The organism is Streptococcus mitis, from assembly GCF_047464965.1.
In the GTDB taxonomy this organism is placed as follows: Bacteria; Bacillota; Bacilli; order Lactobacillales; family Streptococcaceae; genus Streptococcus; species Streptococcus mitis_DU.
On the sequence record NZ_JASHAT010000002.1, the window covers coordinates 100,304 to 122,441 of the forward strand.

A 22,138-nucleotide genomic window follows, 5' to 3' on the forward strand; every position below is an offset into this window, starting at 1 on the left:
ATTATTCTATTATTTCTACTAGCACTTGTCAAGTAAAAACATGGCAACTAAAGAGTTATAGGAGAAAAGCTAAACCTAGCGACGCGATGAACGCTGACTTGTTTGGTTTCGATTGCTCTCTTCCTCCAATTTTTTCTTCTCTTCTTCCAATTTATTCTGCTGTTCTTCCAGCCTTTTCTTCTCTTCCTCTTTCTGTTTCTTCTCAGCTTCCTTGGCCTCTTGTTTGGCTTTTTCCTCAGCCTCCATAATTAATTTATCCGCCACAGTGTAACTGTAAATTCCAGCTTCCATGTCGACCACACTCGGTTCTGACAATTGTGGCTTAATCTTACTATAGTAAGGCAATTTCTTACTCATTTCAGAAAGAGGAACCAAGACTTCGTCCGAATCATTCATGGTCAATCGAATTAGATCTGATGTCACCTTGCTTGGGGCTAGTTCCACCTTCTGAATAGCCGCCTTGAGTTCTGGACTAATTTGAGAAAGTTCTGAGGTAAAGGTCTTGACTTGTTCGCTGTCATTAAAGAGAACTGATAAATAAGTTTCTGGCAGACTCACCAAACTTACTGCGCTAGTCTCCACCTTCCCACTGGAAAGAATAGGATAATGATTTTCACCAGAAACATAGTAGGCAACAATATCGTATTCCTTGACCTTAATAGTAAACTTGGTTGGAAATTGATAGACAAGCTGAGCTGATTCAACCCAATAATTAGACTTGATCTGTTCTTCATATTTTGCCTTGTCTAGCAGAAGGTTAATCGTATAATCCGAATCCTGAATGCCTGAAGCCTGTCGAATATCATCAGCTGTAGTTTGCACCGTTCCCTCAACACGAATATCCTTCATGGTCGCATAAGGACTAAGCAAGTAGGCAGATGCAACTAATAAAAGCAGACTGAGAAACAAAATCGAGATAGCCCGCCAGATATGAACTCCTGGAATTTTCGGTTTAGCCGGTTTTTCCTTTACAGGCTTTTTCTCCTGTTTATTCTGTTTCTTTGGCTCTTTGGATTTTTGTTCTTCTTTGGCTACTTCTTTTTTGACGTCTTCTGACTTTTCTACTTTTTCTTCAGACTCTTCTTTAGCTGATTCTGGGTCTTTTGGTTCAGGCTCACTCTCTTTGTCTTCAGTTTCATCTGACTTTTCAGATTTAGAAGCCATTCGAGCTTGTCTTTCTTTTTCCTTCTCCTCAGCTAGGGCTGCCTCTTCTTCAGCCTTCTTTTTTAGATATTCTTGGTTTCGTTTCTGCCATTCTGATAACTCTTTAAATTCTTCGAGGATTTCTTTGCCCTCATTTTTCTTATCTTTTGACATTTACTTTCCTTATGATAAATCTTTTTTCAATAATTCATAAAAATCTGCTAGAGATTTCAATTCCTTAGAAGCCTTCATCTTAGCTTGGTAATCTTCCTTGTGGCTTAGTAAGTGAGAAAGCTTCTCTTCCAAACTATCCAAGGTCAAATCGCTTTCTTGAAGCTCTTCTGCATAGCCTTTCTTAACAAAGTAAGCCGCATTTTCTATCTGATCTCCACGACTAGCTTCACGACCAAGTGGCACAATAACATGCAATTTTGCCATGGCTAAGAGCTCAAAAATCGTATTGGCACCACCTCGTGTCACAACAATATCAGCCAATTCCATCAAGGGTTGATAGAGATTGGTCACATAGTCAACACGAAAAATATTTTGGCTCAACTCATTCAGGCTAGAATCTCCAGTTAGATTGATAATATTGTAGCGCTCTGTCAGTTCTTTCTTATGGTCTGTCACCAATTGGTTAAAGACACGAGCGCCTGCAGAACCACCGACAAACAATATAGTTGGCAATTGGGGATTAAAGTGGGTTTGAATATCCACCAATTCATCTGGTTCTGGAGTATTTTGGTCTGAAACCTTGGTCACTGCTCCCACATGCTCGACCTTAGCCAAACTTGAAGCTTGCTCAAAGGTTGAATACATCTTAGTCGCAAACTTATAGGCGATTTTATTGGCCAAGCCCATAGATAGGTCAGATTCGTGAATAAAGACAGGCACTCCTGACACACGCGCTGCGATAACAGGCGGTACAGAGACAAAGCCCCCCTTTGAAAAAAGAGCCTGCGGACGAATTCGTAACATGATAAAGAGCGATTGTACAATTCCCCAAGCAACTTTGAAGACATCCAGCATATTTTGCCAAGAGAAATAACGACGCAATTTTCCAGTCGCAATGGAATGGAAGGTGACATCTAGACCCGACTTGAGGATTTCTTGGTGTTCAATACCACGCTTGTCTCCGATATAGTGGACTTCCCATCCATCTTCGATGAACTTGGGCATCAATAAAAGATTGAGGGTCACGTGTCCAACCGTCCCCCCACCTGTAAAGACAATTTTTTTCATATTATTCCTTTAACTCCGCTACTGTGTCGATAAAGAGGTCGCCACGTACTTCAAAGTTAGCATACATATCCCAGCTGGCATTGGCTGGACTGAGAAGAACCACGTCTCCTTGAGTCGCAAGCTCGTAGGCCTTGCGGGTCGCATCTGCAATGTCAGTCGCATCCACATATGCCACACCAGCCTTGTCTGCTGCCCGTTTGACACGTTCTGCAGACTGACCCAGGATGACCATCTTCTTGAGTCCAGTAATGTCTGGAACCAATTCGTCAAACTCATTGCCACGGTCCAAACCACCTGCAATCAAAATGACCTTGCTATTGTCAAATCCTGACAAGGCTTTTTGAGTAGCCAAGATATTGGTTGACTTGCTATCATTATAGAATTTGACACCCTTGATTTCATCCACAAATTGGAGACGGTGTTTGACACCACCAAAGGCTGAAAGAGTTTCTTTGATGGTTTGGTTATCCACACCACGAAGCTTGGCTACAGCAATCGTCGCAAGGGCATTTTCCACATTGTGGCTACCTGGAACTCCGATTTCATTCGCTTCCATGACAACTTCCCCACGGAAGTAGAGATGACCATCTTCCAGATAAGCTCCATCAACCTTTTCCTGTGTTGAAAATGGTACAACAGTAGCTTGTGTTTTAGTAGCCAATTCTTTTGCCAAGTCTTGGTTAAAGTTCAAGACAAGGAAATCAGCCGCTGTCATCTTGTTCTGGATATTCCACTTGGCTGCCACATATTCCTCAAAAGAACCATGATAATCGATATGAGTTGGCATGAGGTTGGTAATAACTGCAATCTCAGGATGGAATTCTTGAACACCCATGAGTTGGAAAGAAGAAAGTTCCATAACAAGAGTGTCCTTATCTGTCGCAGTTTGAGCCACTTGACTGGCAGGATAGCCGATATTTCCTGATAAGAGACCATGTTGTCCAGCAGCAGTCAAAACTTCCCCAATCATAGTCGTTGTGGTTGTTTTACCGTTCGAACCTGTGATACCGATAATTGGCGCTTCTGAAATCAAGTAAGCCAATTCCACCTCAGTCAAGACTGGAATCCCCTTGGCCAAAGCCTTTTCAATCATGGGATTACTGTATGGAATACCTGGATTTTTCACCATAAGGGCAAACTCTTCATCCAAGAGTTCCAAAGGATGGCCACCTGTAATGACCTTGATTCCTTCTTCCAACAAACTTTGGGCAGCTGGATTGTCCTCGAATGGTTTCCCGTCATTTACTGTCACAATAGCACCTAGTTTGTCCAACAAACGAGCTGCAGATTCACCAGACTTGGCCAAACCTAAAACAAGGACTTTCTTATTTTTAAATTGATCTATTACTTTCATGTCTCGAACTCCATTTCTACTCTTACTATTTTACCATTTTTATGGAAATAATTCTAAACGAAAATGCTCATATTCAGCATTCTAACAAGCAAAAAGAGAGCCAAAACTCTCTTTTTATCTTCTTTTACTTTTATGGACCGACATGAGGGTAATATCTCGCAAGCTAAAATATGCTAGAAAGAGCATAGCGACTGCGATGAAGAATTCTGTCGGTAGCTGAAAGATTTGCAAAACTGACAACATCAGCAAAATCAAGAGTGCTACGAAAGCAAAGACGACAAGGACGATATTGACTGTCCCTTTAATGCTTTGTGGTGTCGCAAATACATAGAGTAGTAATAAGAGGAGTCCTATGATTAAATAAACCATCTTTATCTCTTTCTAGCTCTTATTCAGCTGATTTTTTCTTCTTGTTAGCTTTCTCGCGCTCTGCCTTGTTAAGGATTTGTTTACGCAAACGGATAGACTCAGGCGTTACTTCCATGTACTCATCGTCGTTCAAGAACTCAAGAGACTCTTCAAGTGTCAAGATACGAGGTGTCTTGATAACAGCTGTTTGGTCCTTAGTAGCTGAACGAACGTTGGTCATTTGTTTAGCCTTCGTGATGTTAACTGTCAAGTCGTTCTCACGAGAGTTTTCACCGATGATCATTCCTTCGTAAACCTCAGTACCTGGGTTGACAAAGATAGTACCACGTTCTTCGATAGACATGATTGAGTAAGTTGTAGCCTTACCAGCATCGATAGAAACAAGTGCACCACGGTGACGTCCACCAATTTCACCTGGAATCAATGGCAAGTATTGGTCAAAGGTATGGTTCATGATACCGTAACCACGAGTCATTGACAAGAACTCAGTTGAGTATCCAATCAAACCACGCGCTGGAACAAGGAAGACCAAACGAGTTTGACCATTACCAGTTGAAATCATATCCAACATTTCACCCTTACGTTCAGAAAGGCTTTGGATAACAGATCCTTGGTATTCTTCTGGAGTGTCGATTTGTACACGTTCAAATGGCTCACATTTGACACCATCGATTTCTTTTACGATAACTTCTGGACGAGATACTTGAAGTTCATATCCCTCACGGCGCATTGTTTCGATAAGGATTGACAAGTGCAATTCTCCACGTCCTGAAACTGTCCATTTATCTGGTGAATCCGTTGGGTCAACACGAAGGGAAACGTCTGTTTGCAATTCTGCCTGCAAACGTTCTTCCACCTTACGAGAAGTCACCCATTTACCTTCTTTACCAGCAAATGGTGAGTTGTTGACCAAGAATGTCATTTGAAGAGTTGGCTCATCGATGTGTAGGATTGGAAGAGCTTCTACTGCATCTGTCGGAGTAATGGTTTCACCGACAAAGATATCTTCCATACCTGAAACGGCAATCAAGTCACCTGCTTTGGCTTCTTGAATTTCACGACGTTCCAAACCAAAGAAACCGAAGAGTTTTGTAACACGGAAGTTTTTAGTTGTGCCATCAAGTTTAGAAAGGGTAACTTGGTCCCCAACCTTAACAGTACCACGGAAGACACGACCGATACCGATACGACCAACGAAGTCATTGTAGTCCAAAAGTGATACTTGGAACTGCAAAGGCTCATCTGAGTTGTCTACTGGAGCTGGGATATGGTCGATAATTGTGTCAAAGATTGGTGCCATAGTAGCTTCTTGGTCAGCTGGATCATCTGACAATGAAGAAGTTCCGTTGATCGCTGAAGCATACACCACTGGAAAATCAAGCTGGTCGTCATCTGCACCAAGCTCGATGAAAAGTTCCAAGACTTCGTCCACTACTTCAGCTGGACGAGCTGATGGTTTATCGATTTTATTAACAACTACGATTGGGACAAGATCTTGTTCCAAAGCTTTTTTCAATACAAAACGAGTCTGTGGCATGGTTCCTTCGTAGGCATCTACGACCAAGACAACACCGTCAACCATTTTCATGATACGCTCAACTTCTCCACCGAAGTCCGCGTGTCCTGGTGTATCCATGATGTTGATACGAGTTCCGTTGTAGGCAACGGCTGTATTTTTAGCAAGGATGGTAATTCCACGCTCTTTTTCGATATCGTTTGAGTCCATAGCACGCTCAGCCAATTCAGTACGTGCATCAAGCGTTTCTGATTGTTTCAATAATTCGTCAACGAGGGTTGTTTTACCGTGGTCAACGTGGGCGATAATCGCAATGTTACGGATATCTTCTCTTAATTTTGTCATGATTTCCTCTATAATATTCAAAATTTATTTTCTAACTGAACGATTATACCATAATTTCAGGTAAATAACATAACTCAAGCAAGTGTAAATGTTTTCACGAAGCTTTTCTTTTCCTGTCAAGACTTTTCAAAGTAAGAGACTTATGATAAGATAGGCACAGTATGCGTTTAGATAATTTATTAGCCCAAGAAAAAATCAGTCGAAAGGCCATGAAACAAGCCTTACTAAAAGGAGAAATTTTAGTTGATGGTTGCCCAGCCCGCTCCCTAGCCCAAAATATCGATACAGGACTACAGGAACTCCTTTTTCAGGACCAAATCATTCAAGGCTATGAGCACACCTATCTTATGCTTCATAAGCCTGCTGGTGTCGTTACAGCCAACAAAGACAAGAAACTTCCAACCGTCATGGACCTCCTTCCGCCTGACATCCAGTCTGACAAGCTCTATGCCGTCGGCCGACTGGACCGAGATACGACAGGACTCCTTCTCTTGACCGATAACGGTCCCTTGGGCTTCCAACTCCTCCATCCCCAATATCATGTCGATAAGACTTATCAAGTTGAGGTTAATGGACTTCTGACACCTGACCATATCCAAGCCTTTCAAAAGGGAATTGTCTTTTTAGATAGCACTATCTGTAAACCTGCAAGACTAGAGATTCTATCATCAAGTCCTTCCTTCAGTCAAGCCTCTATCACCATTTCAGAAGGAAAATTTCATCAAATCAAGAAAATGTTCCTATCGGTTGGTGTTAAGGTGACCTCCCTCAAACGAGTTCAATTCGGTGATTTTACATTAGACACAGAACTAACAGAAGGCCATTACCGTCCTTTGAATCCAGAGGAATTGGAAATCATTAAAAATCACTTAGAGAAAAGTGGATAAAAGAAAAAAGCTTTAAAATTAAAGCTTTTTTTGTTTTACACTAGTTAATTCATAAAAAGAATCAATCCTAAAACCCAATTAATTACGGAAACTACAATCCCTACAATAGCTATAATTTTTTCTGTTTTATAGTCTAGTCCAGATTCTTTTTGAAGTGAGTTAGCATACAATAAACTGGTAATACCTAAACCAATACCTCCCAACGGAAATAACAAACCAAGAATAATCGACAAGATACCCACAAAAAGTGGATTTTTCTTCTTTTCTTTCATGTTCTAAGAACTCCTTAAATTTTATACAAATTAATTATACCATAAAACAATAGCTTCATCCTATCATTCGACTACTTTGGAAATAAGGTTAGCTAGTCTTCACTTTCCCTTTCCAAGAATCCAAACCATAAGAAAGGATATAAATCTCAGAAAAACCTTGTTTTTTCAAGTAAAGGGCTGCATTTGTCACACGTTGCGCACGTTGGTTTTCGTAAAGAAGGACAGGTTTGTCTTTACGAAGGGCTGCAAGACTAGTTTTCAACTGACTTGAAGGAATATTGCGAGCCCCAAGAATATGTTTTCTGTGGAATTCTGCTGGATCACGCAAATCAATCAATTGACCCGTACGAATCAAGGCTTCAAACTCCTCATTGTCTACAATTTTAGCCGCACGGCGAATACGAAGATAGTTAAAGCCCATCCATGCCAACATTGCCAGTATAAGTGCCCACAAAATCCAAGTAACCATTAGTTCTTTTCTCCATTTTTCTCAATATAATCCAATTCTACCTTGTGCTCTCTGCGTAGAACCGCTTCTGCCTCTAGATAGTCTAATTTGTCCATCAACCCTGCATCGTAAATCCGAGAGAGTTCCAACTTCATCAGTTCAATATCATATAAGCGTTTTCCCATGTAAACAATAATACCAAATCGTTTGAGGAATTGCTGCACATCATAGAATGTTTTCATAAGACTCATTCTAGCAAAATTTTGTGTTTTTTTCAAGAAGAGACCACACACACCCCCTGATTTTCCTATCATCTTTGGCGATTCTAACGCAAGTGTGGTACAATAAAAACATGAGAATTCAACAATTACATTATATTATCAAAATCGTCGAAACTGGCTCCATGAATGAAGCAGCCAAGCAACTCTTTATCACTCAGCCGAGTCTTTCCAATGCAGTGAGAGATTTGGAAAATGAAATGGGCATTGAGATCTTTATCCGCAATCCCAAGGGTATCACCTTGACCCGTGATGGCATGGAGTTCCTCTCTTATGCCCGTCAAGTTGTCGAGCAAACCCAGCTTCTGGAAGAACGCTATAAAAATCCTGTCGCCCACCGCGAACTCTTTAGCGTTTCCTCCCAGCACTATGCCTTTGTGGTCAATGCCTTTGTTTCTCTACTCAAGAAAAGTGATATGGAGAAATACGAGCTCTTCCTTCGTGAAACTCGTACTTGGGAGATTATTGACGACGTCAAGAACTTCCGTAGTGAGGTCGGTGTCCTATTTTTTAACAGCTACAACCGTGATGTTTTAACCAAAATGCTGGATGACAACCACCTGCTGGCTCATCATCTCTTTACCGCCCAACCGCATATCTTTGTCAGCAAGACCAACCCTCTGGCAAAGAAAGATAAGGTCAAACTGTCTGATTTGGAGAACTTCCCTTACCTCAGCTATGATCAAGGAACGCATAACTCCTTCTACTTTTCAGAAGAGATTCTCTCGCAGGAATACCACAAGAAATCCATTGTGGTTAGTGACCGTGCTACCCTCTTTAATCTCTTGATTGGTTTGGATGGTTATACCATTGCGACAGGTATTTTGAACAGCAACCTCAATGGAGACAATATTGTTTCTATCCCACTGGACATTGATGACCCAATTGAGCTGGTCTATATCCAGCATGAGAAAACCAGCCTATCCAAGATGGGTGAACGCTTTATCGACTATCTACTAGAAGAAGTCCAGTTTGATAGTTAATACTCTTTGAGTTTCATTGAGTATGAAAATACCTCTAAATCGAATAACCTAAAAACCTCAAGAACTAGCTTTCAACCCTAATTCTTGAGGTTTTTTCTCTAATAATAAATCAAGAGTATTTTATAAAATTTTATTTTTTAAACCAAAATATAGAAAGGATTAAAACAAGGACAAGTCCAGCTCCCACAACCAGTCCAAATACTGGGATTTTTCCAAATAGTTTTTGTTCTGGCTTTGTCTCCTCACTACTGTCTTGAGTTGATTCTGCCACTATATCGTCTTGTTTCGCTACTTCCTGTTCTGCTTTTTTCTCAATTTTCTTAGGACCATAAGTTGGATTTACAAAAGTTACTAGCTTGGAAGGTTTAGAATAGTCTTCCTCCCCTTCTTTTACTACCCACAATACATTATATAAAGTTCGCCCTTCTAGTACCATACCATGTTCGAGTCGATGACCAGGAGGCAAACCACCACCTAAGCCTATACTGAAAGAGAAAAAATCCTTCTCTTGATTTTCTGTTAGAACAATAAATCCGTTCTCACTCACTTTTTTAAGACCAGATAATTTTCCTCTAATATCTCCATCTTTAAAAGTTCCAGTGTAGCTTCCATCCTCTCCTAAAATAAGTGATGAAGCTCTACCAGGATTAGTCCCATTATTTGGCTCTTTATTAATCCAAGTACCTACTAATTCTGATGGCAAAGGAATTTCATCTCCAATTTTAGCATCCAAAAGAGACTTTGGCATAGGAGGATTAGGATCCATATTATCTCCGATGATTGGGAGATTTAGAGAAGTATATTCAATAATTGAAGTGTCTATTTTTGTTTTAGAATCAAGATTTAAGTCATCCAGATCACCTTCTCCTGCTCTAAATTCACCTTTTTTAATTAACGTTGGCTCCTTATTTTCTTTAGAAAGTTGAAACAATCTATATGACATAATGCCTGGAACACTTTCAAAAACAATAATACTTCCATCGGTGTAGGTATTAATAACTGTCCCCATTCTAAGACTTGTATCCCAAAATCTATCAAATAAGGGAGTTGGAGTATTACCATTCATATAATAGACTTCAAATAATTCCCATTTTTCCCTATTTTTCAGTCCGATTAATAACTCCTCCGTCCCATTTTTATCAATATCCATCAAAGCGTAACCAAGTCTATTAGCATTATTTTCGAATAGATGTTTACTCTCCCACTTCTCAGTAATTTGTGGCAATAGTTGGTTGTAGGCAGTACTGTCAGCTTGGGCTGAATTCACTAATGAAAATAAGCTGTAAAACAAACCCAAACAGGTAATTATTTTTATAATTTTCTTCATATTATTTCTAATTTTAATTTCACCTATATAAATTAATAAATATTATTTTGATGGTAATGATTATGTGTGTGATAATGATTTTCTTGAACACGTAAATTTCTCAAATAATCAACTGCTTCTTCTGTATTTCTACGGATTCCGTCTAACTGCTGTAATTGTAAAGTTTGAACATAATTGTTGTATCTTAATGCTTGAAGCATTTTCTTTGTATCAATATATTGTTCCCTTTGTAACTGTAGCATTTCTTTCTGATAGTTCAACTGTAATTCTTTATATTTTGTATCATCATATAAATTTACTAGTTCTTTCATATTATCAGCTTTGAAATTTTCTAAAGCTCCTATGACAATTAACAATTTAGCAAAGTTTTCAAGTGATATTCCTTTGTCTCCTTTTTCAAATTGACTTAGGAACTGTGGTGATACAATATCTGAGGCAGCTTCCTTTAGGCTGAGCCCTCGTGCTTCACGCAGGTACTTAAATGTAGCTCCAAATGGGTATAGATTTTCCATAAATAATCTCCTTACATACTTCTAAAACTATTAGACAAAAATTTAGAAAAAAAATAGAGAAAAGAAAACTATAGTTACAAAATATTAGAATTCTATGCTATTTTTGGATTTTTTAAAAAACATTTAAACTATAGTTTAAATGTTGAAAAATTTAAATATCTATTATGGTATGATAGGAGAAAGAATAGATAAAAAAGTGAGCTTGTTATACTAGTATAACGAGGATTGACTTACCACACAGTCCTATTCTATCAGCCATCAAAGGAGAAAATGACATGGGAAAAACTTGAATGCTAGACACTAAAAAAGTATCTTATTTACTTTTAAGCTTATAAGACAATTATCATAAATTTTTTTGAAAAATAGAAATATATAAGGAGTTTTATTATGAAAAACAGAAATGGATTGTTGTTATTAGGTGCACTACTTGCTAGCGCTAGTTTAGCAGCTTGTTCATCATCTATGGATACAAAAGGAAAAGGTATCGTTCAGTTAATGAACGACAATCAAGAGAGAGTTTTCTATAGTGTGATCGATTCTAATGATGATGCATTACCTGGAAAAGATGAAAGAATAAACTACGTCTATATCACAAAAGGAGGAAAACTGAACGGGTACGAAATAGGCGGAGGGACTGTTGGTGCAGCCGTAGAGCTTCATATGGATGAAGTTGTAGGCAAAAACATCAATGAAGTTAGAAAATTAGCTGAAGAAAGATCAAAAAGAAGTTTTGAAATCGATAAAGTTAAAGCTAAGGCGATAACAGATGGATCAGGGAATAACACTACAAAAGAAGAGATAAAATTATATGTTAACGATGAAAATAAACCATCTTACCTTACTTACGTATCTCTAACTAGTGGACAAATTCGCGATAAATACTATGCCGGATATATTGCATACACTTCCAGCGTCGTTTCTTCTGGAGATTTACTCATTACCGAAGTTTCTAAAGGAAATGCAATAGGCTTTGATAAAGTAGATGGTGAAATTGTGAAAGAGAAATAATAAAAAAGAGGTCGCCACCTCTTTTTTATTTTTTCAAGTTGTCTATTGCATACTTTACCTCTTCAGGCTTAAATTGGTCACCTTGGAGATAATCTCTGGTGTTGGAAATTGCAAATTCTGGTTCTCGCTCAGTTTGTATATACTCTTTAGCTCTTTCTAGAGCCACTTCCTTCCAATCGATACCAGCATTTTCTACTGCGTATTTTGCCTCTTCAGGTGTAAATCGATTTTCGCTTTGTAAATCACCCATGGTTTTAAAACTTGATAAATGGTTATTTTTAGCGTAATCTTTAGCTTTTTCTATTGCAGCTTTTTTCCAATCAACATCTACATTATCAATAGCATAGTTGACTTGGTCGTCATGAAATCCATCTTCGTAGCGTAACTTTTGGGAAATAAATGTTCTTGAAACGAGAGGAGTTTTAGCATACTCTTTAGCTTTTTCCAATGCATTTTGTTTCCAATCAATATCCACGTTAGAAAGTGCGTATTTTACAGCCTCTTCAGAAAAATCTTCTTCCAACAATTTTTTTTCCATAGCATTGTAAGAAAGGTTAAGACTTTTATCATACGATTTAGCTTTGTCTAACGCTTCTTTTTTTTCTTTTTCTTTGTTTTTTTCAACTTGTGCAGTTTTGGTTTCTGTGTTTTCAGATTTTGAGGTACAGGCAACTACAGTAGTCGCAAGAAAAACAATCAGCCCTACTAAACTAGCTAAAGTTATTAATTTTTTGAATTTCATTCATATTCTCCTTTTATACAATTTCCTAAGCCAGTAGCTTTTAAGGTACTGGCTTAGGCTGTTAATGTGTAGTCTATTTTACTCTGCTAAAGGTTTGATTTGGCTCTTGAAGATAGAGTTCTTTATCTTTTAACATATATTTTGTTTTCCCTATTTCTCTACCTTCATCGTCTGTGATTGTCAATACTTTCTTTTGTTTATCAATTTTCACTAATCTTTTTTCTTTGTCTCCGTCTGAATCTTCAGAGATGACGGTCCCAGAATTTCCTTTAATCACCATGACTAAATGATCACGTTTTGTTAAAATTTCATAAGTTCCATCTAATGGATCACTAGTTAATTTACGAACTCCAAAGAACAGAACAAGAAAGATAGCTAGGCTAATTCCGATAGATTGTAGAGGTTTTGTTTCAAATAATTTTTTAATTTTTTCAATCAAACCATCCATATCTAGATTTTCGATTTGTTTTCCAGCTTTATCTACAAAAATTGACGCCTCTTTTTTGAGTGCTTCTACTCTATCAGGCTTCTCTGTAACTACTTCATTAATTGATTCTTCCATTCTTTCCGTAGTCTCATCGACTTTTTCTACGGTCACTTCTTCAGTATCTTCGACTTTTTCTACGATTATCTCTTCGTTCATTTGGTTTTCATGTTTTTCCATTATTTTCTCTATTCTCCCAGTTCAAAAAAATTTATTTAACCCACTTACCTGAGCCATCTACTTTGTAGCCATCTGGGGTCCGTTCGTTGACTGCCAGCTTACCATTTGACTTGAGATAGTAGTCACCTATCCATGTATTACGAGCATAGCTACCCTCAGAAGTTAGGTAATAATAAGATTGGTAGCTGCTATCATAGACCCACTCGCTCTTAGCCATTTTACCATTTGATTTGAGGTAATAGCTACCTACCCAAGTGTTACGGGCATAGCTACCTTCTGATGTTAGATAATAGTATGAACTATAGTTTTTATCGTAAATCCACTCACTCTTAGCCATGTAACCACCTGATTTGAGGTAGTAATTGCCTGACCAAGCATTCTGAACATAGTTACCTGACGCATTTAGGTAGAAGTAAGAATTGTACTGAACATCAAAAATCCATTGATTAACTACTTTCACACCAGCTTTGTAGTAAGAAGAACCTGACCAGCCAGTCTGAGCTGAGTTAGAGTTAGAGTTAGTAGATTGTTTTGGAGTTTCAGTAGCTGTTGGTGTCTCTACCTTTTTAATCGGAGAATATTCACCTCTAGAGATTCTAAAAACTTCTGAACGTCCGAAGTAACGTTTTCCAAAATCACCTGAACTGTAAATATCTAGATGGTAGTTCCCATCTTTTACTAAGAGTATATTAATTCCCTCTTTTATTCTATTACTTCCTCTAAATCTACCAAAAAAGGATGAAGAAGCAAGTGCACCGGTATCTTCATTAACTAGATCAAAATCAAGAGCTGTATTATCAGTAGTTGTAGAACTTCTTTGCAGGTCAACCAAAAGTGTATCTACTGTATAACTTCCATCTGTCTGTATCAAGGTGATTTTCAAGGGATTTTGAGTATCCTTGACACTCATATCTGTTAAAGCGTGAACCGCTGTCGGTTTAGAAGCTACATAACCTACTGATAATAAAGCACCGGCTAGTAAAGAAGAAGCCAACATTTTTCTGTTTTTCATAACAAAACTCCTTATATATTTTTATTTTTCTAAAAATTTTTGATAATTGTCTTATAACCTTAAAAGTAAATATAATTTTTTTCTAGTATCGAGCATTTAAGTTTTTCCCATATCATTTTCTCCTTTAATGACTGATAGAATAGGATTGAGTGATAAGTCAATCCTTGTTATACTAGTATAACAAGCCGTCTTTATTAGCTATTCTTTCCCCTATCATACCATAATAGATATTTAAATTTTTCGTCATTTAAACTATAGTTTCAATCTTGTTCATAAAAACAAAAAATAGCATAGAATTCTAATATTTTGTAACTATAGTTTTCTTTCTCCATTTTTTTCTCCAAATTTTTGTATAATAGTCTTAGAAGTATGTAAGGAGACTATTTATGGAAAACCTATATCCATTTGGAGCTACATTTAAGTACCTGCGCGAAGCACGAGGCCTCAGCCTAAAGGAAGCCGCCTCAGATATCGTATCGCCGCAGTTCCTAAGTCAATTTGAAAAAGGAGACAAAGGAATTTCACTTGAAAACTTTGCTAAACTGTTAATTGTTATCGGAGTTGAATGGAATGATTTTGTTCTCGCCTATGCAAATAAAGGTGGTGACTGTTTAGAATTACCAGCTATTGAATTTGGCAAGCATGTGGTCCATGAAGAAGATATCCTCACTTATATTGAAGAATACGAAAAATTATTTGATGTCTACCTAAAAGACAATCCACTGCAAGCAGATATGATTTTCAAATCTATTAAATTAAGACATTATCCAACCATATCAAAGAGTCCAGAAACTGTTGCCAGAATTCAAAACATTATCAATCATTTAATGAAATCTGATGTCTTTAATAGTATCGAACTTGAAATTTATCGCGTCATTGTCAATCATTGCCCGATAGAACTTATTGACCATATGACCAAACAATTACTACTTATGTACAAAGAAAGTGCTAATACCGACACCTACATCCGTATCTTAAATGCTCTTACTTTCTCTGCAAAATATTTCTCTGAACTGGGATACTATCAAAAGGCTGATGAGATTATTAAAAAAATTAAATCACTTCAGACCTTCGAACGAGGCTATCTAGCTATTCCACTCATGTTCCTAGAAGTTGAACATGTTTACAATCAATTTAGATGGAATAAACCTGAGGCTATTCCCCTAGCCAAAAATCTATTTAACTATCTCCAAAGCGCAAAATTTATTGATCAGCAATATTACTCTAATTTTATCAATGCCTTCACCTATCATTGCCATGCATTAAATAAGACTGGTATTGATTTATTCTAATCGTCAAAAAAGTTGCTCCATTTTAGGAACAACTTTTTTTATTTATAATTAAAAGTCTCCCCTGCCAACTTATCAGCTAGCTTGGGAAAGAGAGTATAAAACTTATGGGCTAAGTTCAACAACATCGGTAGATTGAGTTCTCGTTTGTTTTTTCCTATAATCTTGACAATCTTTTTAGCCACTGTATCTGGTTCTAGCAGGAAGCGATCAACCGACTTGAGATAGGTTCCATCTGGGTCGGCTTGGTCGAAAAATCCTGTACGGATTGGCCCTGGATTAACCGTCGTTACATAAATACCGTAGGACATGAGTTCGAGGCGCAAAGCATTTGAAAAACCAATAGCAGCAAACTTAGTGGCTGAGTAGAGACTAGACTTGCCAGTAGCAATCAAACCTGCCATGCTAACAATATTGATGATATGGCCTTTTCGACTTTCCTTCATTCGAGCCGCAAGGCGACGAGACAGATTCATTAGGGCAAAGGTATTGACCTCAAACATCTGATGAATATCTTGGTCAGAAATCTGGTCAAATTCCTCAAAAATTCCGTAACCTGCATTGTTAATCAAGACATCAATCTTGCCATAGCGGAGATAGAGATCGGTTACCAGAGATTCTAAAGCTGAGTCATCGGTAATATCGATTTCAATCAATTCTGCATGGGGATGGTCTCCGTAGAGTTGGGCTAATTTTTCCTTATTTCGACCAAGCAAGATGAGTTGGTCATTTTGCAAGAGTTTAACCATTTCTTGGGCTAGGCCACCACTAGCTCCTGTAATGAGAATAGTAGACATACTGTTCCTTTCTCAATCTTTTAGATTTCCACTTCTTCCAAGTCTTTGACCACATGGACATTTTCAAAAATGCTAGCAGCATCTTTCTTGAGCTTGCTGATATCTTTTGAGAGAAAACGAGCACTGATGTGGTTGAGCAAGAGGCGTTTGGCTCCTGCTTCTACCGCTACTTGTGCAGCTTGCATGTTAGTAGAGTGGCCATGGTTACGAGCAATTTTTTCATCACCCTTGCCATAAGTGGACTCATGGACAAGGACATCGGCATTGACAGCTAGACGCACACTGGCATCCGTTTTTCGAGTGTCTCCTAAAATAGTGATAATTTTACCTGGACGTGGAGCTGAGATATAGTCAGCTGCCTTGATTTCAGTTCCGTCTTCCAAAACAACGTCCTGACCGTTTTTGATTTTCCCAAAAAGTGGGCCAAATGGGACACCCGCAGCCTTGAGTTTTTCAGCATCCAAGGTACCTTCTAGGTCCTTTTGCATGACACGATATCCAACGCAGAAAATAGTGTGGTCCAACTCCTCTGCATACACAATGAATTTATCGGTCTCAAGGATTTTCCCAAGGGAATCTTGGTCAAACTCATGGAAATGAATGCGGTAGGGCAGACGAGAACCTGACACACGAAGACTAGTTAAGACAAATGACTTGATTCCTTGCGGTCCATAGATTTCCAAATCTGTCTGCTCTTCATTGGCCTGAAAGGCTCGACTAGAAAGGAAACCTGGTAAGCCAAAAATGTGGTCTCCATGCAGATGAGTGATAAAAATTTTGCTGACCTTACGTGGTCTAATTGTGGTTTCCAGGATGCGATTTTGCGTACCTTCTCCACAGTCAAAGAGCCAGACTTCGTTAATCTCGTCCAAAAGTTTCAGGGCGAGACTGGAGACATTGCGGGCTTTAGAGGGCTGACCAGCCCCCGTTCCTAAAAATTGAATATCCATTCGATACTTTCTAATTAATCAATATATAACATGGCTGTGCGGTTTTCCGATCGGAAATAGCGCTTGCCATAAAAAGAAGCAGCTTCTTGCAGTAAATCCTCTTGGCTGTAACCTTTAAGACGCTTGCGACCATCTGCTAAGATTTCTAAATCAGTCAAAGCTGTGATATTTTCCACGCTAACAACTTCCTCGTCCCCGACAGCCTTCATATAAATCTTACCAGACTCCTCAAAGACCAGCTGATGGGGAAAAATTTGTGCAATTTCAAAAAGCAAGTCATCCGAGATTACTTCCTCATTTTCAGAAAAAATCCGACCAAGATCCTCACTCTCATAGCAAAAACCAAAAGACTTGCCAGACAGATTAAGCCGAATAAAAGGCTTGTTTTCTAGAGTGAAACTTGGCTCAGTATTGTAAAGATTCAGTTCCTGACTGACTTCTGCAAAATAATCCGTCGCTGCTTCAGGACTTTTTTTCTGGTAGAGTTCTGCAAAGTAAGCATTGACCACGCTAGGTGGAGGAGTGATCAGTGCCAACTGCTCTTGATTTGTTTTATCAGCTAGAAGTTGATCTAAGTAAACCTTATCTAGGCTTGTATAACCTCCATACTTTAGAGCCAAAGTTTTAATATCAGTCATAAAATTCTTCTAACCTCCATTTGTTTTTCTCAGAAATGTAGCCTGTAATCACTTCACCGTCTTCCTGATAATCACGTTCTTCCAGAATCGCAACACTTTCTAAATCATGAATCTTGTAAGATTTTGAAAAAGGCACGCGCAGGGTAAAAGATTCAAAAATATCCTTGATTTTCTCTAAAAATAGTGCCTGCAAATTCTCACGACTATCCTCAGACTTGGCAGAAATGAGGGCATAAGGCGTTTGGGTAGGCGTGAAATCCTCCACCAAATCCGCTTTATTATAAAGTGTCAGACGAGGAATATCTTCCATATCCAGGTCTTTCATGATGGACAGAACTGTTTTTTCATGCTCCTCATGGTAAGGATTGCTGGCATCGATAACATGAACCAGAAGGTCTACATGCTTGCTTTCTTCCAAGGTTGACTTAAAACTGGACACCAACTCTGTCGGCAAATCTTGGATAAAGCCAACTGTATCTGTCAAAGTTACTTGGAGATTGCCTCCCAGATGGATACTCTTAGTCGTCGCATCTAGAGTCGCAAATAGCTCATCTGCCTCATACTGGGTCTTACTGGTCAAGGTGTTCATGATGGTTGATTTCCCAGCATTGGTATAACCAATCAAACCAATCTTAAAGGTGCTAGACTCCAGACGTTTTTCTCTGACAGTCGCCCGATTTTTCTCAACCACCTTGAGCTGACGCTCGATATCCGTGATTTGATTGCGAACACTACGACGGTTCAGCTCCAGCTGGCTTTCACCAGGTCCACGGGAACCAATTCCCCCTGCCTGACGGCTGAGCATAATCCCCTGACCAACCAAGCGAGGCAAGAGATATTTGAGCTGGGCTAGGTGGACTTGGAGCTTCCCTTCATGACTTCGAGCCCGCATGGCAAAGATATCCAGAATCAACTGCATACGGTCAATGACCTTAACACCCAGAACTTCCTCTAGATTGACATTTTGCCGTGGAGTTAAACGATTGTTGACGATGACAGTGGTAATTTCTTCTGCATCCACCATGAGCGCAATTTCTTCTAACTTACCAGAGCCGACGAAGGTCTTGGAATCATATTTTTCACGTTTTTGTCTGTAACTATCTACAACGACTGCCCCAGCTGTCTTAGCCAGACTGGCCAATTCTTCCATAGAGAGATCAAAATTGTCCATGCCTTGCAATTCCACACCAATCAGCAGAACTCGCTCCTCTTTTTTCTCCGTTTCAATCATCTAAAAACTCCTCTATCTGGCTTAAAATTCGGTCTTGTACACCAGCTTCTCCAATCTGATAAAAGGTGACCTGCATGCGATTACGGAACCAGGTCAACTGACGCTTGGCAAAACGACGAGTAGCCTGTTTGAGACTCTCACTGGCTTCTTCCAAGGTCTGCTCTCCACGGAAATAAGGAAAGAGTTCCTTATAGCCAATTCCTTTAGCAGCCTGCACATCTGGATAATGGGCAAAGAGCCACTTGGCCTCATCCAAAAGCCCAGCCTCAAACATCAAATCCACTCGGTGGTTGATACGTTCATAAAGCTGACTGCGTTCGTCATCCAAGCAGATGATCAAAGGTTCATACAAGGTCTCTTGATTTTCCAAATCCTGACCAAAATGGGCAATTTCTAAGGCACGCATAGCACGACGACGATTAAACTGGGGAATCTCAAGGCCAGCTTGCTCCACAAGATGAGCTAATTCCTCATCTGTATAGGGCTCCAAACCAGCCCGATAGGCCAAAATCTCCTCATGAGGAGTCTCTCCACCTAAATGGTAGCCTTCTAGTAAGCTCTGGATATAAAGCCCAGTCCCACCAGCGATAATGGCTAGCTTGCCACGACTGTGAATATCTTCAATAGCCATCTTAGCTTCTGAAACAAAATCAAAAGCCGAGTAAGACTCGGTTACCTCTCTAACATCGATTAAATGATGGGGAACAGCTGACTGCTCTTCTGGACTAGCCTTGGCCGTCCCAATATCAAGTCCTCGATAGACTTGCTGGCTATCTCCACTAACCACTTCGCCATTAAAACGCTTGGCCACTTCAATGGCTAGAGCCGTCTTTCCAACTGCAGTCGGTCCAACGATCACAATTATTTTTGTTTTCATCTTTTTTCCTTGAAAAATTCCCATTTTTTCGTTACTATTATTATAACACAAAAAAGTCAGTCAGAAAAATGTGACCTCTTGAAGGGGCTGGCTGATTGAGAATATAAAGGAGGAAGACTCATGGCTAAAGGATTCGCTAAAGGTCTTGTAACAGGTGTCGCAGGAACTGTCGCTGCCGTCGCAGGTGCAGTATACGCATTTAAAAAGAAAGTGATCGAACCAGAAGAGCAAAAAGCAGCTTTCATCGAAGAAAACCGTAAAAAAGCAGCTCGTCGCCGCGTATCACGTTAAGAAATAAAAGAAGTTGGGATTTATTGTCTCAACTTCTTTTTTCTATTCTTTTAAATAGCTAGGTCAAACTTCAACTGCGGCTTAACAGGATCATAATCCACCAACTCAAAATCTTCTGCTTTGATATCAAAGAAATTGGTCCCATCTGGAACATTCAAGACCAAACGTGGTTGGCAATTTGACGGCTCACGACGAAGCAATTCCTGAGCTTGTTCAAATTGATTGTCATAGATATGGAGATTATTGATAAAGTAGAAGAACTTTCCAACCTTCCAGCCAAAATGTTTGGCAATCATCATTTGAAGAGCCACATACTGCATAGCATTAATATGGTGGGCTACCAACATATCATTCGAACGCTGAGTCAAGGTTGCATCCAGATAGATTTCTCCATCTACACGGCGGACATCAAACATAGTCTGAAAGGCACATGGAAGCAGTCCATCGGTTTCTTCGAAAGCTTGGTAATCCCAGAGAGAAATAATATTCCGGCGATTCCAAGGATTGGCTTCCAACTGTTTGAGAAGCTTATTGATGATATCGTGTTTCTTAACGACCGCCCCGTAGCGCTCACCAATGGTTCCTGTATCACCCACTTCCCAGTCATTCCAGTAGTGAACATTGTACTTGCTATTTAGCACTTCTAGGCTATTGGACTGGTCTTGGTAGATCCAGAGAACTTCTTTGATGGCGGATTTGATGGCAATGGGACGCAAGGTTGTGATAGGAAATTCCCCTTTTGCCAAGTCATACTCTGCAAAGGCACCCGTTACGTATTTGGAGTTGGCAACTGTCCCATCCTTGTACTTGGGACGGGCCTGCTCAGAAAAGACACCGTCTTTGAGGATTCGTTCAATATTTTCTTTAAAAATCGTATCTGCTTTTGTCATTTACTCTCACCTCATTTATTGTCCTAACTAGTATAGCATAAAAAAAGAAAGGAGGAAAATCACTCGCTTCTGGAAAGCAATTTTCTCCTTTTTTATCTTATTGCAATACAAGTGATGCTGCTCCGATAACTCCAGCGTCATTTCCTAGAGTTGCAAGAGCCAATTTAGTTGTTGTGCGTACTTGTGGGAAGGTATTTTCGTCGTAAACTTTTTGAACACCTTGTAGAAGGAATTCTCCTGCAGCTGACACCCCACCACCGATGACGATGGTTGATGGGTTTAGGATTGATCCGATGTTAGCACAAGCGATTCCCAAGTAACGTGAGAAGTTACGGTAAACGATCAAAGCAAGGTCGTCTCCTTCTTTTGCAAGGTCAAAGACTGTCTTAGCAGTTACTTCTTCTCCATTATCAATCAAGCGTTTCAAGGCTGCATCGCCTTCGTATTCATCGGCATAGCGACGAGTCAAGTTGACAATCCCTGTTGCAGAAGCGACTGTCTCAAGGCAGCCTTTCTTACCGCAAGTACATGCGATTGGTTGGTCAAAGTCAACAGTGATGTGGCCAAGCTCACCTGCTGCACCAGCAACACCGTGAAGCAATTTTCCTTCTGCGACGATACCACCACCAACACCTGTACCAAGTGTCATAAAGACAACATCTGGTTGGTTATCACCAGCACCCATCCAACGTTCACCAAGAGCTGCTACGTTAGCATCATTATCGATGAAGAATGGAATGCCCAAGGCTTTTTCAATTTTTTCTTTAATTGGTTGAAGAGTTTTCCAGTTGAGGTTGTAGGCACCGATAACAGTCCCTTTTTCACGGTCAACCACACCTGGTGATCCCATCCCAATTCCTTGGAAGTCCGCTGCTACCAATCCAAGCAAGTCCAAACGATGTTGAATAGACTCAATCATATCATCAACGATATGACTTCCCTCATCCAAAATATTTGTCTTGATAGACCATTTTTCTTGGATTTCTCCCTCTTGAGTTAAAATTGCAAATTTGATAGAAGTTCCACCAAGGTCAATCCCAATAATCTTTTGACTCATCATATTCTCCTTTTTA

General features: G+C 39.4%; 25 protein-coding genes. 5 read left to right on the forward strand and 20 right to left on the reverse strand.

All coding sequences use genetic code 11. The annotated features are described in order from the left end of the window. Positions 1-75: 75 nt before the first annotated feature. The 5 genes from QM408_RS01990 to typA all read right to left on the reverse strand — a co-directional run bounded on the left by QM408_RS01990 (position 76) and on the right by typA (position 5,969). Positions 76-1,317, reverse strand: a complete 1,242-nt coding sequence (locus tag QM408_RS01990; protein ID WP_261150348.1) for a cell division protein FtsQ/DivIB — start codon at positions 1,315-1,317, stop codon at positions 76-78. A gap of 9 nt (positions 1,318-1,326) precedes the next feature. Further along, positions 1,327-2,385 carry a UDP-N-acetylglucosamine--N-acetylmuramyl-(pentapeptide) pyrophosphoryl-undecaprenol N-acetylglucosamine transferase gene (locus tag QM408_RS01995; RefSeq protein WP_261150350.1) on the reverse strand — a complete coding sequence of 353 codons (1,059 nt, stop codon included), beginning with the start codon at positions 2,383-2,385 and terminating at the stop codon, positions 1,327-1,329. A 1-nt stretch (position 2,386) separates the two neighbouring features. After that, on the reverse strand, positions 2,387-3,739 hold the full coding sequence (murD, locus tag QM408_RS02000; protein ID WP_261150351.1) for a UDP-N-acetylmuramoyl-L-alanine--D-glutamate ligase: 1,353 nt from the start codon (positions 3,737-3,739) through the stop codon (positions 2,387-2,389). Positions 3,740-3,853: 114 nt separating this feature from the next. Further along, complete coding sequence (locus QM408_RS02005) at positions 3,854-4,108, reverse strand: DUF3165 family protein (protein ID WP_141230318.1); 255 nt, start codon at positions 4,106-4,108, stop codon at positions 3,854-3,856. Positions 4,109-4,127: 19 nt separating this feature from the next. Then, the gene (gene typA / locus QM408_RS02010) at positions 4,128-5,969 is read right to left on the reverse strand and encodes a translational GTPase TypA (protein WP_000164111.1); all 1,842 of its coding nucleotides are present in this window, start codon (positions 5,967-5,969) and stop codon (positions 4,128-4,130) included. 161 nt (positions 5,970-6,130) lie between these two features. Between typA and QM408_RS02015 the strand changes: the two genes are divergently transcribed. Further along, positions 6,131-6,856 (forward strand): 16S rRNA pseudouridine(516) synthase, encoded by a 726-nt coding sequence (locus QM408_RS02015; protein ID WP_414373388.1) that lies wholly within the window; start codon positions 6,131-6,133, stop codon positions 6,854-6,856. A 44-nt stretch (positions 6,857-6,900) separates the two neighbouring features. Here QM408_RS02015 and QM408_RS02020 read toward each other — a convergent pair whose 3' ends face one another. The 3 genes from QM408_RS02020 to QM408_RS02030 all read right to left on the reverse strand — a co-directional run bounded on the left by QM408_RS02020 (position 6,901) and on the right by QM408_RS02030 (position 7,827). Next, complete coding sequence (locus QM408_RS02020) at positions 6,901-7,128, reverse strand: hypothetical protein (protein ID WP_000660081.1); 228 nt, start codon at positions 7,126-7,128, stop codon at positions 6,901-6,903. A gap of 88 nt (positions 7,129-7,216) precedes the next feature. Further along, positions 7,217-7,597 (reverse strand): rhodanese-like domain-containing protein, encoded by a 381-nt coding sequence (locus tag QM408_RS02025; protein ID WP_000259256.1) that lies wholly within the window; start codon positions 7,595-7,597, stop codon positions 7,217-7,219. After that, entirely contained in the window at positions 7,597-7,827 is a 231-nt protein-coding gene (locus QM408_RS02030; RefSeq protein WP_001808324.1) for a YqgQ family protein, read from the reverse strand. Before QM408_RS02030 ends, QM408_RS02025 begins: the two co-directional genes overlap by 1 nt. A 101-nt stretch (positions 7,828-7,928) precedes the next feature. Here QM408_RS02030 and QM408_RS02035 point away from each other — a divergent pair, with 101 nt between their 5' ends. Then, positions 7,929-8,837, forward strand: a complete 909-nt coding sequence (locus QM408_RS02035) for a LysR family transcriptional regulator (RefSeq protein WP_001222582.1) — start codon at positions 7,929-7,931, stop codon at positions 8,835-8,837. A gap of 130 nt (positions 8,838-8,967) precedes the next feature. Here the strand turns inward: QM408_RS02035 and QM408_RS02040 are convergent, their stop codons facing one another. Together QM408_RS02040 and QM408_RS02045 are read right to left on the reverse strand one after the other, a co-directional pair. Continuing rightward, on the reverse strand, positions 8,968-10,164 hold the full coding sequence (locus tag QM408_RS02040; protein WP_247939083.1) for a hypothetical protein: 1,197 nt from the start codon (positions 10,162-10,164) through the stop codon (positions 8,968-8,970). Positions 10,165-10,196: 32 nt separating this feature from the next. Then, the gene (locus QM408_RS02045) at positions 10,197-10,676 is read right to left on the reverse strand and encodes a helix-turn-helix domain-containing protein (RefSeq protein WP_033686609.1); all 480 of its coding nucleotides are present in this window, start codon (positions 10,674-10,676) and stop codon (positions 10,197-10,199) included. A 387-nt stretch (positions 10,677-11,063) separates the two neighbouring features. Between QM408_RS02045 and QM408_RS02050 the strand changes: the two genes are divergently transcribed. Beyond that, entirely contained in the window at positions 11,064-11,684 is a 621-nt protein-coding gene (locus tag QM408_RS02050; protein ID WP_125393667.1) for a hypothetical protein, read from the forward strand. Positions 11,685-11,709: 25 nt separating this feature from the next. Here QM408_RS02050 and QM408_RS02055 read toward each other — a convergent pair whose 3' ends face one another. The 3 genes from QM408_RS02055 to QM408_RS02065 all read right to left on the reverse strand — a co-directional run bounded on the left by QM408_RS02055 (position 11,710) and on the right by QM408_RS02065 (position 14,102). Further along, a complete protein-coding gene (locus tag QM408_RS02055) occupies positions 11,710-12,426 on the reverse strand; it encodes an Ltp family lipoprotein (RefSeq protein WP_247939082.1) in 717 nt (238 codons plus the stop codon). Between the two features lie 73 nt (positions 12,427-12,499). Further along, a complete protein-coding gene (locus tag QM408_RS02060) occupies positions 12,500-13,090 on the reverse strand; it encodes a hypothetical protein (protein WP_225306539.1) in 591 nt (196 codons plus the stop codon). Between the two features lie 31 nt (positions 13,091-13,121). Continuing rightward, the gene (locus QM408_RS02065) at positions 13,122-14,102 is read right to left on the reverse strand and encodes a PspC-like choline-binding domain-containing protein (RefSeq protein ID WP_261056391.1); all 981 of its coding nucleotides are present in this window, start codon (positions 14,100-14,102) and stop codon (positions 13,122-13,124) included. Between the two features lie 386 nt (positions 14,103-14,488). Between QM408_RS02065 and QM408_RS02070 the strand changes: the two genes are divergently transcribed. Further along, the gene (locus QM408_RS02070; protein ID WP_024057893.1) at positions 14,489-15,394 is read left to right on the forward strand and encodes a helix-turn-helix domain-containing protein; all 906 of its coding nucleotides are present in this window, start codon (positions 14,489-14,491) and stop codon (positions 15,392-15,394) included. A gap of 38 nt (positions 15,395-15,432) precedes the next feature. Here QM408_RS02070 and QM408_RS02075 read toward each other — a convergent pair whose 3' ends face one another. Genes QM408_RS02075 through miaA form a run of 5 tightly spaced genes read right to left on the reverse strand, consistent with a single transcriptional unit; the run spans position 15,433 to position 19,884 of the window. Beyond that, positions 15,433-16,188 carry an SDR family NAD(P)-dependent oxidoreductase gene (locus tag QM408_RS02075; protein ID WP_247939080.1) on the reverse strand — a complete coding sequence of 252 codons (756 nt, stop codon included), beginning with the start codon at positions 16,186-16,188 and terminating at the stop codon, positions 15,433-15,435. Between the two features lie 20 nt (positions 16,189-16,208). Continuing rightward, positions 16,209-17,138, reverse strand: coding sequence for a ribonuclease Z (gene rnz / locus QM408_RS02080; RefSeq protein ID WP_247939079.1), 930 nt, complete (start codon positions 17,136-17,138; stop codon positions 16,209-16,211). Positions 17,139-17,152: 14 nt separating this feature from the next. Beyond that, positions 17,153-17,776 (reverse strand): cystathionine beta-lyase, encoded by a 624-nt coding sequence (locus tag QM408_RS02085; protein ID WP_414373395.1) that lies wholly within the window; start codon positions 17,774-17,776, stop codon positions 17,153-17,155. Then, entirely contained in the window at positions 17,769-19,007 is a 1,239-nt protein-coding gene (gene hflX / locus QM408_RS02090; protein WP_024057897.1) for a GTPase HflX, read from the reverse strand. Before hflX ends, QM408_RS02085 begins: the two co-directional genes overlap by 8 nt. Continuing rightward, the gene (gene miaA / locus QM408_RS02095; RefSeq protein WP_247939077.1) at positions 19,000-19,884 is read right to left on the reverse strand and encodes a tRNA (adenosine(37)-N6)-dimethylallyltransferase MiaA; all 885 of its coding nucleotides are present in this window, start codon (positions 19,882-19,884) and stop codon (positions 19,000-19,002) included. The genes hflX and miaA overlap by 8 nt, the downstream gene beginning before the upstream one ends. 120 nt (positions 19,885-20,004) lie before the next feature. Here miaA and QM408_RS02100 point away from each other — a divergent pair, with 120 nt between their 5' ends. Then, complete coding sequence (locus QM408_RS02100; protein WP_001051780.1) at positions 20,005-20,175, forward strand: DUF3042 family protein; 171 nt, start codon at positions 20,005-20,007, stop codon at positions 20,173-20,175. 50 nt (positions 20,176-20,225) lie between these two features. Here the strand turns inward: QM408_RS02100 and QM408_RS02105 are convergent, their stop codons facing one another. Continuing rightward, a complete protein-coding gene (locus tag QM408_RS02105) occupies positions 20,226-21,065 on the reverse strand; it encodes a thymidylate synthase (RefSeq protein ID WP_247939076.1) in 840 nt (279 codons plus the stop codon). A 97-nt stretch (positions 21,066-21,162) separates the two neighbouring features. Beyond that, positions 21,163-22,122 (reverse strand): ROK family glucokinase, encoded by a 960-nt coding sequence (locus tag QM408_RS02110; protein WP_247939075.1) that lies wholly within the window; start codon positions 22,120-22,122, stop codon positions 21,163-21,165. Between the last annotated feature and the right edge of the window lie 16 nt (positions 22,123-22,138).

Bases quoted from the DNA above. Each gene is read 5' to 3' on its own strand.
- QM408_RS01990 (WP_261150348.1), bottom strand. From the start codon at position 1,317: ATGTCAAAAGATAAGAAAAATGAGGGCAAAGAAATCCTCGAAGAATTT.
- QM408_RS01995 (WP_261150350.1), bottom strand. From the start codon at position 2,385: ATGAAAAAAATTGTCTTTACAGGTGGGGGGACGGTTGGACACGTGACC.
- murD (WP_261150351.1), bottom strand. From the start codon at position 3,739: ATGAAAGTAATAGATCAATTTAAAAATAAGAAAGTCCTTGTTTTAGGT.
- QM408_RS02005 (WP_141230318.1), bottom strand. From the start codon at position 4,108: ATGGTTTATTTAATCATAGGACTCCTCTTATTACTACTCTATGTATTT.
- typA (WP_000164111.1), bottom strand. From the start codon at position 5,969: ATGACAAAATTAAGAGAAGATATCCGTAACATTGCGATTATCGCCCAC.
- QM408_RS02015 (WP_414373388.1), top strand. From the start codon at position 6,131: ATGCGTTTAGATAATTTATTAGCCCAAGAAAAAATCAGTCGAAAGGCC.
- QM408_RS02020 (WP_000660081.1), bottom strand. From the start codon at position 7,128: ATGAAAGAAAAGAAGAAAAATCCACTTTTTGTGGGTATCTTGTCGATT.
- QM408_RS02025 (WP_000259256.1), bottom strand. From the start codon at position 7,597: ATGGTTACTTGGATTTTGTGGGCACTTATACTGGCAATGTTGGCATGG.
- QM408_RS02030 (WP_001808324.1), bottom strand. From the start codon at position 7,827: ATGAGTCTTATGAAAACATTCTATGATGTGCAGCAATTCCTCAAACGA.
- QM408_RS02035 (WP_001222582.1), top strand. From the start codon at position 7,929: ATGAGAATTCAACAATTACATTATATTATCAAAATCGTCGAAACTGGC.
- QM408_RS02040 (WP_247939083.1), bottom strand. From the start codon at position 10,164: ATGAAGAAAATTATAAAAATAATTACCTGTTTGGGTTTGTTTTACAGC.
- QM408_RS02045 (WP_033686609.1), bottom strand. From the start codon at position 10,676: ATGGAAAATCTATACCCATTTGGAGCTACATTTAAGTACCTGCGTGAA.
- QM408_RS02050 (WP_125393667.1), top strand. From the start codon at position 11,064: ATGAAAAACAGAAATGGATTGTTGTTATTAGGTGCACTACTTGCTAGC.
- QM408_RS02055 (WP_247939082.1), bottom strand. From the start codon at position 12,426: ATGAAATTCAAAAAATTAATAACTTTAGCTAGTTTAGTAGGGCTGATT.
- QM408_RS02060 (WP_225306539.1), bottom strand. From the start codon at position 13,090: ATGGAAAAACATGAAAACCAAATGAACGAAGAGATAATCGTAGAAAAA.
- QM408_RS02065 (WP_261056391.1), bottom strand. From the start codon at position 14,102: ATGAAAAACAGAAAAATGTTGGCTTCTTCTTTACTAGCCGGTGCTTTA.
- QM408_RS02070 (WP_024057893.1), top strand. From the start codon at position 14,489: ATGGAAAACCTATATCCATTTGGAGCTACATTTAAGTACCTGCGCGAA.
- QM408_RS02075 (WP_247939080.1), bottom strand. From the start codon at position 16,188: ATGTCTACTATTCTCATTACAGGAGCTAGTGGTGGCCTAGCCCAAGAA.
- rnz (WP_247939079.1), bottom strand. From the start codon at position 17,138: ATGGATATTCAATTTTTAGGAACGGGGGCTGGTCAGCCCTCTAAAGCC.
- QM408_RS02085 (WP_414373395.1), bottom strand. From the start codon at position 17,776: ATGACTGATATTAAAACTTTGGCTCTAAAGTATGGAGGTTATACAAGC.
- hflX (WP_024057897.1), bottom strand. From the start codon at position 19,007: ATGATTGAAACGGAGAAAAAAGAGGAGCGAGTTCTGCTGATTGGTGTG.
- miaA (WP_247939077.1), bottom strand. From the start codon at position 19,884: ATGAAAACAAAAATAATTGTGATCGTTGGACCGACTGCAGTTGGAAAG.
- QM408_RS02100 (WP_001051780.1), top strand. From the start codon at position 20,005: ATGGCTAAAGGATTCGCTAAAGGTCTTGTAACAGGTGTCGCAGGAACT.
- QM408_RS02105 (WP_247939076.1), bottom strand. From the start codon at position 21,065: ATGACAAAAGCAGATACGATTTTTAAAGAAAATATTGAACGAATCCTC.
- QM408_RS02110 (WP_247939075.1), bottom strand. From the start codon at position 22,122: ATGAGTCAAAAGATTATTGGGATTGACCTTGGTGGAACTTCTATCAAA.